Origin of the sequence: Motilibacter deserti, from assembly GCF_011250635.1 — a bacterium.
Lineage (GTDB): Bacteria > Actinomycetota > Actinomycetes > Motilibacterales > Motilibacteraceae > Motilibacter_A > Motilibacter_A deserti.
Window position 1 is genome coordinate 1 of record NZ_JAANNP010000067.1, and the last position, 10,476, is coordinate 10,476.

The following is a 10,476-nucleotide window of genomic DNA, read 5'->3' on the forward strand; positions in this document are numbered from 1 at the left end:
CCGACCTCGTGCCCGGCGAGGACGCCGTCCTCGTGGGCGAGAGCGTCGAGCTGGACGGCGAGCCGTTGCCGCTGGAGGCCTACCTCGCCGACGCCGCGCTTACCCGGCTGCCCGCGGCGCAGAAGGGGCAGGCGGCCGGCCCGGTCGCCGCCGGCGCGTACGCCGCCGCCCGCGTCCACGGCCGGCCGTTCCTGGCGCTCACCGTCCGCGGCAAGGACCCGGAGGCCGCCCGGGAGGCGCTCACCGAGCTGGTGCCGCTGCTGCTCGCCACAGAGCTGCGCTGAAGCAACGTCCCCTCCGAGCTGCGCTGACGCAGCTGCGCTGACGCGGCGTCCCCTCGGTGCCGTGCTCACGCAGCGCGGGCGCCGCCCCGTCAGGAGCAGCGCCCGCGTCCGGCGAGACGTCGGTCAGGCCTCGAGGTCCTCCGCGACGGCGCGCAGCACGGCGGCGACCTTCTTGCCCGCGGCCTTGTCGGGGTAGCGGCCGCGGCGCAGCGAGCCGCCGACGCCCTCGAGCAGCCGGATGAGGTCCTCGACGATCGGCACGAGGTCGTCCGGCTTGCGCCGCGCGGCCTTGGCCAGCGAGGGCAGCGGGTCGAGCAGGCGTACGGACAGCGCCTGCGCGCCGCGCCGGCCCTGTGCGACCCCGAACTCCAGCCGGGTCCCTCCCTTGAGCGCGGTCGCGCCCGCCGGGAGCGCGGAGGCAGGCAGGAAGACGTCCTCGCCCTCGTCCGTCGTGACGAAGCCGAAGCCCTTGTCGGTGTCGTACCACTTGACCTTGCCGGTCGGCACGGCCATCCCTCCTGTCGGTTCGAGCGGCGGTCAGGGTACCTCCCGGCCGGCGCCTACGCTTTGCCGTATGAACGCCGGCTCCTCCCCCGCCCGTGCCTCGGCAGACGGGCCCGCCCGGCAGACCTCGGGTGCCGCCGGCCGCCGTCCCGGCGACCGGCTCGTCGCGGTCGGCGGGGTGCTCTTCGCCGTCGGCGCGGTCGCCTGCCTCGTCACCGTCGCGCCGCTGCTGCTGGGGGCCGACCGGCTCCCGCTCGCGGCCTACCTGCTCGCGCTGCTGGCCCCGCTGGGCTTCGGCCTCGCGCTCGCCGGCGTGCTCGTCAGCGCCCGCGCGCGGCGCGTCCGGCGACCGCGCGCCTGACCGACCGGGCAACCGGCCGCCGGGGCTTCAGCGGCCCCTCCCATCCGCCGATGCAGCTGCCGAGCAGCAGCGGGCGCACGGCCCGGCACCGGACCGGGGGACGTACGTGGCCACGAGGCGCAGCGGCGCGGAGCAGCAGGTCGCCGAGCTGCTGCGCACGGCGAAGGAGGCGCTGGGGCTCAGCGTCACGTTCCTGACGCGCATGGACGGCGAGACCCAGCACCTCGAGGTCGTCGACTCCTCCGTGCCGTTCCTGTTCCAGGAGGGCTACCGGCAGCGCCAGGAGGCGACGCTCTGCCAGGCCATCCGCGACGGCAAGCTGCCGCCGGTGATCCCGAACCTCAAGGACCATCCGGAGGCGATGAAGCTCCCGGCGGCGCGGTTCCCGCGCATCCGCAGCTACGTCTCCGTCCCCGTCGTGCTCAGTGACGGCACGGTCTACGGCACGTTCTGCGGCGCCGGGCTGACGTCGGACAAGGGGCTGACCAAGCGCGACCAGTCGCTGATGGACGTCCTCGCCTCAGCCGCGGCGGTCGTCATCGAGCCGGGGATCCGGGAGCAGGCGCGAGCCGAGGAGATCGAGGCCCGACTGCGCCCGGTCATGGAGCAGGGCGGGCCGCTCGTCGTGCTGCAGCCGATCGTGAGCCTGCTGACGGGGCGGCGCGAGGGAGCCGAGGCGCTCAGCAGGTTCCCGCGCGACTGGGCCAAGGCACCTGATGTGTGCTTCGCTGAAGCGCACAGCGTCGGTCTCGGTCATGAGCTCGAGCTGCTCGCCCTGCACGGAGCCGCCCGGCATCTGGAGACGGTCAGCGGCTACGTGTCCATGAACGTCTCCCCGCAGACCCTCCTGACCCCGGAGTGCGCGAGCCTGCTGCGCGAGCTGCCCCTGGAGCGGATCCTCCTCGAGCTGTCCGAGCACGACGCGGTGGAGGACTACGACGCGCTCCAGGCTGCTCTCGCGCCGCTGCGCGCGCAGGGCATGCGGCTCGCGATCGACGACGTGGGCGCCGGGTTCTCCTCGCTCCGCCACATCGTGCTGACGTCCCCGGACGTCATCAAGCTCGACCGGAGCATGGTGGACGGGGTCAACGCCGACCCGGTGCTGACGTCCCTGGTCGGCTCGCTGTCGGAGTTCGCGCACCGCGCGGGCGCCGCGGTGGTCGCCGAGGGCATCGAGACCGCCGAGGACGCGGCGATGCTGGTGTCGCTCGGCGTCGACTACGGCCAGGGATGGCACTTCGGGCGCCCTGGCCCGCCGCAGGCGCTCGTGGAGGCCTGCCCCGTGCCGCCCGTCCGCCGCGACGTCCCGGGCCAGCGGACGGCGGCCGAGCCGCCAGCGCTCCCCCAGCCCGCCGGCTGACGTCGACCCGGTCCGAGACACGCAGAGAGCCCCACCGCCCGGAAGGGCGATGAGGCTCTCGACCGGTCCGCGACTTAGGCGCGGGCCGCCCGCTCCGCAGCCTTGGCCGCGTCCTTGGCTGCCTTCGCCTCGGCCTTCTCGGCGTCCTTGAGCGCCTTGACGGCCGTACGGGCCTCGGCCTTGACCTGCCGCTCGGCCGCACGGGCCTGCTGCTTCTCGGCCTTGGCCGTCGCCTTCAGCGTCGACGGCGAGGGGGCCCCGCAGGCGACACCGTTCATCTTCACGTTGGCCGGAGCCGTGTGGCCGGCGGCCACGTAGCCCAGCGTCAGCGACTTGCCCGGCTGGACCGTGCGGTTCCAGGACTGCCCGGCCACGGTGAGCGTGGTGCCGCTCTGCGACCAGGTGACGTCCTCGTCCCGCCCGTTCCACAGGTCGCCGGTGTCCTCGACGTCCCACGTGAGCGTCCAGATGACCGGAGCCTTGCCCTGGTTGTAGAACGTCACCGTGCCGCTGTGGGCGTCGGCGTACTGCCCGGTGGCCTTGACGACCACGCCACAGCTCGTGACCGTGGTGGTCGGGGCCGGCTTCTTTGCGGCGGAGGCCGTCGCCGGCGCGCCCACCACAGCAGCCAGAGCGGTGACCGCGACCGCGGCACCCGCCCATCGACTGATCTGCATGTCTTCCTCCAGACGCGCCCTGCCCCCGTGGCGGGGCGCCACCCGACCCTAGTGCGTCCGGATCAGATGCACGTCCTACGTTGTCAATCGTTCATCCGGAGGTGTATGACTTCCGCCGGGGCCGTGCAATTCCGGACCGAACGGCGCATACCGCCGGTAATCCCTCAGCTCGAGGCGCGCGTCCTGCACCGTGGGGCCGCCGACGCCGACGCTATTTCGGCGGCAACGCCTTCACCACGTCCAGCCCGCGGGTGACCCATCCCGCCAGCTGCACGTCGTCGGCGAGCACGCCGTCGCTCACCCGCAGCCAGCCGCGCATCACCCGGCCCTGGCCCATCACGACCTCGTCGGCCCCGGGCTCGGCGAGCAGGTCCTCCAGGTGCTGCGGGTCGACCCGCACCATGATCCCGCCCTGCCCGCTGACCGCGACCGCCATGTGCCCGTGGACGAGGAACGCGAGCCCGCCGAACATCTTCTTCTCGACCGTGGGCTCGTCGTCGAGGACGGCCCGGACGCGCTGCGCCAGCTCCTGGTCGTACGCCATTCCCGGAATGTAGGAGAACTCCGCGCCCGGCGGAAGCCCAAGGGCGGTGCGACTCGGCGACGGGCGCACCGACGGTCTCGCGCCTCGAGCGGCCACAGCCACAGCCACAGCCACGGCCACGGCCACGGCCACGGCCACGGCGCGAGAACGGAGTCCCCTGATTCATGCTTGGCGATTCACAAATTGCTGAACGACCAGGAACGCAGAAGGGCCTCGTCGGCGCGATGCCGACGAGGCCCTTCGTCACTGCCCGCCGGCCCGAGGGCCGGGTGGGGCAGGCCGAGCCGGGGGTGGGCTACGGCGCGACGACCGCGCTGACGTCCACCCGGCCGGTGCCGAGGACGGCACCGGTGTCGTTCAGGACGTTCATCACACCGGTCAGCGTGCGGCCGGCCGCCGGAGCGGTCAGCGCGGTGAGCGTGCCGGTGACGGTCGTCGTCTCACCCTGCGCCAGCGTCACCGCCGGCGAGGTGACGGCGAGCGTGCCGAGGGACGGGGCGTAGAACGCGTCGCGGTAGTCGAACTGCGTCGTGCCCGCCGGGACGGCGTAGCCCTCGACCTCGACGATGTAGGTCCCCGGGGTCGGGTTGTCCCACACGATCGACTCCTCGGAGTCGGCGTCCGCGTCGTACGTGACGATCGAGCCGGCGGGCGTCAGCAGGTAGAGGTCGAGGTCCGCCTGCGGGTCCGTCGTGTTGCCGATCGAGGTCTCGAACCGGGTCGTGCCGGCCGGGATCGTGATCTCGTAGTCGACGTACTTCGCGTCGCCCGAGGCCGCGACCGTCGGCCGCTCCTCGCGGACCGAGCCGAGCGGGCCGCCCTGGCCGCGCAGCGTGGCCTGGCCGAAGTCGTTGCGGACCGTCCACGACAGCGGCACCGGCTGGCCGACCGTCGCCGAGGCCACCGTCTGCTGGGCCGGCGTCACGGTCGCGCCGAGCAGCTTGGCCGTGAGGGTGAACGGGTTGTCGGCGAGCGGCGTCGTGCGGCGCGACTCGACGAGGAACTCCCACACGCCCGGGGTCGGGTTGGAGTAGACGCGGCGGAACGGGTTGCAGCCGTTGCCCTCGGGCGTCCCGTAGTTCGGGTAGCAGTTGGGCGTCGAGGTCGAGTCGAGCGGCACGCCGTACGGGTGGAAGCTCAGGAAGCGCACCTGGCTGCCGGCCGCCTGGCCGGTCATGGAGACGTCGAGCGCCTTCACGCCCTCGGGAACCGTCAGGTAGTAGCGCTGCGCGAGGTTGCGCTGCGAGACACCCGACGTGGACCACGTGTATTGCGGGCCGGGCGCGCTCTCGCCGGCCACGACGACGGCCATCATCGACTGGTCCCAGCCGCGCGTGGCCGGGTCGTCGACCTGCAGGATCGCGCTGTGCGCGCCGGCCGTCGGCTTCGCGGTCACGTAGACCGTGGTCGGGGTGTTCAGCGCGATGTTCAGCTTCTCCGGCGAGACCGAGAAGGTCCCGTCGTTGCCGGTGAACGAGAGCTTGGTGTAGGTCGAGCCGGCCGGCCCCGCGGTGCGGGTGATGGTCACGGGGTACGTCCGCGACTCGCCCGGCGCCTGGCCGCCCTCACCGGGGGCGCAGCGGTTGTAGAGGCCGGTGCCCGGGCGCGTGTCGTCCGCGCCGAGGCGGCCGAGGTCGCGCCAGACGGCGGTGCAGGTGGGGGCCGACACCGTGAACGCCTGCGACGTGTAGCGCTTGCCCTTGATCGCGGCCCACGCGGCGGGGACGTCGATCTGGCCGCGGCCCTGCAGGAAGGCCGGGATGCCCTCGGAGAAGCCCGCCGTCGAGTAGACCGCGTAGCGCAGCTGCGACGTGGACACCGGGCGGTTGGTCGCCTTCGCCGCGCCGAGCAGCAGCGCCATGGCGCCGGCCGCCTGCGGCGAGGCCATCGAGGTGCCCTGCAGCATCGCGTAGCCCGGGGGCAGCGAGTAGCCGGACTCGGGCGTCGGCCCGCCGGGCAGCCAGGTGTTGATGGACGCGATGGCCGAGCCGGGCGCGGTGATGTCCGGCTTGAAGCCGCCGTCCTCGCGCGGGCCGCCGGACGAGAACGGCATCATGCCGAAGTCGTACGCCGAGTCCGACCCGTAGTTGACCTGCCAGGACTCCCGGCTGATCGTCGCGCCGACGGCGACGACGTCGCTGGCGACCGCAGGGTCGCCGACCGTGTTGAGCGCGTTGCTCGAGTTGCCGGCGCTGATGACGATCTGGACGCCGAGCTCGTTGATGATGTCGTTGTAGAGGCGGGCGCGGTCGTTGTCCGCGTCGTTGACCGTCGGCAGGCCGCCGATCGACATGTTGATGATGTCGACGCCGTCGAGCGCGAGCATGACCATGCCGTCGCGCAGCGCCGCCTCGGTGCAGCCGGCGCCGAAGGCGCAGGCGCGGGCCGACACGAGCTTGGCGCCCGGGGCCTGGCCGTCCATCTGCCCGCCGAAGAAGCTGTGGCCCGCGGCGATGCCGGCGACGTGCGAGCCGTGCTCGCCGGACGCGAGCGCGATGTCGACGAAGTCGTAGGTGGCGTTGATGCCGACCGGCAGGAGCGAGAGGTTCTCGCGGTAGTTCACCGTGAACGGGATCGACTCGCGGATCGCCGTCGCCGGGTTGTCGCGGCCGAGCTCACCGACCTGGCCGGACTCCTTGTAGGGAGTCATCCACGCCTCGTCGGTGAAGTCCTTGTCGTCGTCGCTGTCGACGAGGACCCGCTTGTTGGCCTTGTCCCACAGCACGCCGATGCGGTCGGTCTTGTCGCCGTCGCGGTTGAGGTCGCCGCAGATCTCGCACTCGGGCTGGTCGGTCTGCGCCTCGACGACCTGGCGGAACCGGTAGGAGCCGGTCGGGATCGTGTAGCGGACGCCGTTGATCGTGGCGCCCGGCCCGCTGACGGCGGTGACCATCGGGATCCAGGTCGCGTCGCCGTCGCTGATGAGCGAGCCCTCGGTGACCGGGTCGGTGGCGCTGAAGTTGTCGACGATCTTGCGCTCGCCCGTGCTCGTCGTGTTGAGCGACGGGTGGCCGAGGTCGACGCCGGAGTCCAGGATGCCGATGGTGACCCCGCGGCCGTCCCACGTCGGGTTGTCCTGCTTGAACGCGATCGAGCCCGTCTCGCGCGTCGGCATGTAGGGGTTGTCGTCCGGGGTCTGCGGGCCGGGCGCGGCAGCGGCGACGGACGCGCCACCGCCGGCCGGGGCCGGGTCCGACAGCTCGATCACCTGGTCGAGGTCGACCGCGCGGACCGTCTTCAGCGACGCCGTCTTCTCGACGTTGGACGTCTTCACCCGGGCGCTCACGTAGTCGAGCTCCGGGGCGGCGTAGCGGACGTAGCCGCCCGCCTTCGTGATCGCCGCGGCGACCTCGGCAGCCTTGCCCGCGGCCGTGCCGATCATGATCGTGGTCCAGGTCTCGCGGTCCGCGCGCAGCTGGGCGAGCTTCTGCTCGTCGGCGCCGCCGAGCTTGTCCGCGGGGCCGGCGTCGGCCTTGATCTCCAGCTCGCCGCCGGTGACGGGGACCGGGTCGGCGGCTGCCGGCGCGGCAGCCGCCTGCGCCGAGGCCGGGGTGGTGGCCGCCGCGAGGACGGCGGCCAGGGCGGCCGCGCCGGCGACTCCGCGCGCCGCGCGCCCCCGAATCGAACGATGGGTCACTGAGTTGCCTCTCTGAGCGAGGTGTGGCGTCCGCGCCTGCGTTGCGGAAGCGCAGAGCGTTCATACGTGACAGCACCGACAACACCGCCCGGACTTACGGATTGGTTACCGAACCGTCACAGACGCAGAGCGTTGCACAAGGCAACGGTCCTGCCCAGACGCACGGACGGGCGAATCCGCCGCAGGCGGTAGCGTTGACCCGATGCGCAGCCTCGCCGACGACCTCCGGGCGCGCGACGACGCCGCGCTCGCGCAGCTGCTGCGCACGCGCCCGGACCTGCTCGGCCCCGTCCCGCCGGACCTCGGGGCCCTCGGCGCGCGGGCCGCCGGCGGGCCGAGCATCGCCCGTGCCCTCGACCGGCTCGACCTGCCCGGGCTGCAGGTCATCGACGTCCTCTGCACGCTGCCTGAGCCGACCGACGAGCAGGCGGTGAGCGAACGCTGGGGGGCCGACGCCTCCGGGCCGCTCACGACGCTGCGCGCGCAGGCCCTGGTGTGGGGTGCGGACGGGGAGGTGCGGCTGGTCCGCGGCGCCCGCGACCTCGTCCGCGAGCCGGCAGGGCTCGGCCCGCCCGTGGCGACCCTGCTGGCCGCCGTGGCGCCGTCCGCGGTCGCGCGCATCGCCATCGCGTGGTCGGTCAAGCCGAGCGGGGACCCGGTGACGGACGCGCACGCCATCGCCGAGCGCCTTTCGGACCGGGCCGCGCTCGACGCCGTCCTGGCCGAGGCGCCCAAGGGCGCGCGCGACGCCCTGGCCCGGCTGGCCTGGGGCCCGCCGACCGGGGCCGTGCCCGACGCGCGTCGCGACGTCGACGTCGAGACCGCGAAGACGCCGGTCGAGTGGCTGCTCGCCCGCGGCCTGCTCGTGCCGGCGAGCATCGGCACCGCCGTGCTCCCGCTCGAGGTGGGCCTGCACCTGCGCGGCGGCCACGTCCACCAGGCGCCGAGCCCGGTCCCCCCACCGCTGGCCACCGTCGAGCGCGGGGCCGAGTCCGTCGCGGGCGCGGCGGGGCAGACGGCCTTCGACGCCGTACGCCGGGTCGAGGACCTGCTCGAGGCGTGGAGCATCGACGGCCCGCCGGTGCTGCGCGGCGGCGGGCTGGGCGTGCGCGAGCTCAAGCGCGCCGCCGGCCAGCTCGACGTCGAGGAGCCCGTCGCCGCGCTGCTGCTGGAGTCGGCGTACGCCGCCGGCCTGCTCGGCCCGAGCGGCGACCTCGACGAGCTCTGGGTGCCGACCCCGGCGTACGACGTCTGGCTCGAGCTGCCCGTCGCCCGGCGGTGGGCGGTGCTCGCCGGCGCCTGGCTGCTCACCACCCGGGTCGCGGGCCTGGTGGGAACCCGCGACGACCGGGACCGCCCGCTCAACGCGCTGGGCGGCGACCTCGACCGCCCGGTCGCCCCCGAGCTACGCGCGGCGGCGCTGACCGCCCTCGGGGAGGCGCCGGCGGGGTCGGCGGTCGAGGAGGCGAGCCTGTTCGAGCGGGTGGCCTGGCACCGGCCGCGCCGCGGCGGCCGGCTCCGCGACGAGCTGCTGCGCGGAGCGCTCGCCGAGGCCGAGCTCCTGGGCGTCACGGGCCGGGGCGCGCTCGGGCCGGGCGGCCGGGCGCTGCTCGCGGGCGACGAGGACGCGGCCGCCGAGGCGCTCGAGCCCTACCTCCCCCGCCCGGTCGAGGAGCTGCTGCTGCAGGCCGACCTGACCGCGGTGGCCCCCGGACCGCTGGTGACCGAGCTCGCCCGCGAGGTCGCGCTCGCCGCGGACGTGGAGAGCACCGGCGGCGCGACCGTCTACCGCTTCACGCCGGCGTCGGTCCGGCGCGCGCTGGACGCCGGGCGCAGCGCCGACGACCTGCACGCCCTGCTCGCCCGGCACTCGCGGACCCCGGTGCCGCAGCCGCTGACCTACCTCATCGACGACGTCGCCCGGCGCCACGGGCTCGTCCGCGTCGGCACGGCCTCCGCCTACGTCCGCTGCGACGACCCGGCCGTGCTGTCGGAGGTGCTCGCGGACCGGCGCGCGGGCCAGCTGCGGCTGCGCCGGCTCGCGCCCACCGTGCTGGCGGCCCAGGCGCCGGTGGACGTGGTGCTGGAGCGGCTGCGGGCGATGGGGCTCGCCCCCGCGGCCGAGTCCCCCGACGGTGATGTGCTCGTACGCCGCCCCGACGCCCGGCGAACGCCGCCGCGCCCGCGCCCGCCCCGGCTGGTCTTCGAGCCGCCGACGGCCTCCCCCGCGACGCTGTCGGCCGCCGTCCGCGCCCTCCGGGCCGGCGACCGCGCCGCCACCGCCGTCCGCCGCTCGGTGCAGCTGCCGGCCGCGGCGGGGCTGCCGCCGCGGTCCCCGGTGGCCGAGGTCGTGGCCGCGCTGCGGCGGGCGGCGGTCGAGGGGTTCCCGGTGGTGATCGGCTACGTCAACGCCGAGGGCACGCCCACCGAGCGCGTCATCGAGCCGATGTCGGTCGAGGGCGGCTACGTGAGCGCGTTCGACCACCTGCGCGACGAGGTGCGCACGTTCGCGATCGCCCGGATCATGGGCATCGCCGCGGTCGCCGACGAGCCGGCCTGACGCCCGCCGGACCAGCCGCTCCGCCCGCGGGCGAGTGCCGGCCGCCTTTGAGCCGGTGGCCTCACAGCGGGATGTGGAAGAACACCTCGTCGCGGTCGTCGCCGGGAGCGACGCGGATGGCCTTGGGGAAGCGGCCGATCTCGACGTAGCCCAGCCGCTCGTAGAACCCTTCGAGCCCCAGGCCGCCACGGGCGCTGAGCCGCAGCGCCTCGAGCCCGAGGCGGCGCGCCACGTCGTGGGCGCCTTCGAGCAGCGCCCGCCCGCACCCGGTCCCCTGCTCCTGCGGCGCCACCATCAGCCGGGCGACGGTGGCCCAGTGCCGCATGTGCGGGGCCGCGGGCGTGAGCAGGAAGCAGAAGCCGCCGACGGCTCCGCCGCGCCGGACGAGGACCAGCCGGGAGGAGCCGGCCGCGACCTGCGCGAGCGCGGCGTCGAGGACGGGCGCGACGTCGTCGGGGCGCACCGGCGCGATGAAGCCCACCGCTCCGCCGGCGTTGACGACGTCGACCCAGACGGCGAGCAGCTCGTCGCGCAGGTCCTTCGGGACCG

9 protein-coding genes are annotated in these 10,476 nt (G+C 74.6%); 4 read left to right on the plus strand and 5 right to left on the minus strand.

What is annotated here, in order from left to right; all coding sequences use genetic code 11:
* On the plus strand, positions 1–284 hold a 284-nt coding region (locus tag G9H71_RS19075; RefSeq protein WP_166284376.1), incomplete at its 5' end, for a hypothetical protein.
* Positions 285–407: 123 nt separating this feature from the next.
* Here the strand turns inward: G9H71_RS19075 and G9H71_RS19080 are convergent.
* Complete coding sequence (locus G9H71_RS19080; protein ID WP_166284377.1) at positions 408–791, minus strand: cold-shock protein; 384 nt, start codon at positions 789–791, stop codon at positions 408–410.
* Between the two features lie 67 nt (positions 792–858).
* On the opposite strand from G9H71_RS19080, the gene G9H71_RS23155 reads away from it, so the two are divergent.
* Together G9H71_RS23155 and G9H71_RS19090 are read left to right on the plus strand one after the other, a co-directional pair.
* A complete protein-coding gene (locus tag G9H71_RS23155; RefSeq protein ID WP_196792272.1) occupies positions 859–1,149 on the plus strand; it encodes a hypothetical protein in 291 nt (96 codons plus the stop codon).
* Positions 1,150–1,255: 106 nt separating this feature from the next.
* The gene (locus G9H71_RS19090) at positions 1,256–2,509 is read left to right on the plus strand and encodes a sensor domain-containing phosphodiesterase (protein WP_166284378.1); all 1,254 of its coding nucleotides are present in this window, start codon (positions 1,256–1,258) and stop codon (positions 2,507–2,509) included.
* Positions 2,510–2,583: 74 nt separating this feature from the next.
* On the opposite strand, the gene G9H71_RS19095 is transcribed toward G9H71_RS19090, so the two are convergent.
* From G9H71_RS19095 to G9H71_RS19105, 3 genes are all read right to left on the minus strand, one after another.
* Positions 2,584–3,186, minus strand: coding sequence for a cellulose binding domain-containing protein (locus G9H71_RS19095; RefSeq protein ID WP_166284379.1), 603 nt, complete (start codon positions 3,184–3,186; stop codon positions 2,584–2,586).
* A gap of 211 nt (positions 3,187–3,397) precedes the next feature.
* Positions 3,398–3,730 carry a TfoX/Sxy family protein gene (locus G9H71_RS19100; RefSeq protein ID WP_166284380.1) on the minus strand — a complete coding sequence of 111 codons (333 nt, stop codon included), beginning with the start codon at positions 3,728–3,730 and terminating at the stop codon, positions 3,398–3,400.
* Positions 3,731–4,025: 295 nt separating this feature from the next.
* Positions 4,026–7,367: a S8 family serine peptidase gene (locus tag G9H71_RS19105; RefSeq protein WP_331273117.1), complete on the minus strand. Its 3,342-nt coding sequence runs from the start codon at positions 7,365–7,367 to the stop codon at positions 4,026–4,028.
* 202 nt (positions 7,368–7,569) lie between these two features.
* On the opposite strand from G9H71_RS19105, the gene G9H71_RS19110 reads away from it, so the two are divergent.
* Positions 7,570–9,927, plus strand: a complete 2,358-nt coding sequence (locus G9H71_RS19110; protein WP_166284381.1) for a helicase-associated domain-containing protein — start codon at positions 7,570–7,572, stop codon at positions 9,925–9,927.
* Positions 9,928–9,988: 61 nt separating this feature from the next.
* Here G9H71_RS19110 and G9H71_RS19115 read toward each other — a convergent pair whose 3' ends face one another.
* Complete coding sequence (locus G9H71_RS19115) at positions 9,989–10,462, minus strand: GNAT family N-acetyltransferase (RefSeq protein ID WP_407939778.1); 474 nt, start codon at positions 10,460–10,462, stop codon at positions 9,989–9,991.
* Positions 10,463–10,476 lie beyond the last annotated feature (14 nt).

Excerpts from the sequence above, each read along its gene's own strand:
- G9H71_RS19110 (WP_166284381.1), top strand. The coding sequence starts at position 7,570 with ATGCGCAGCCTCGCCGACGACCTCCGGGCGCGCGACGACGCCGCGCTC.
- G9H71_RS19095 (WP_166284379.1), bottom strand. The coding sequence starts at position 3,186 with ATGCAGATCAGTCGATGGGCGGGTGCCGCGGTCGCGGTCACCGCTCTG.
- G9H71_RS23155 (WP_196792272.1), top strand. The coding sequence starts at position 859 with ATGAACGCCGGCTCCTCCCCCGCCCGTGCCTCGGCAGACGGGCCCGCC.
- G9H71_RS19100 (WP_166284380.1), bottom strand. The coding sequence starts at position 3,730 with ATGGCGTACGACCAGGAGCTGGCGCAGCGCGTCCGGGCCGTCCTCGAC.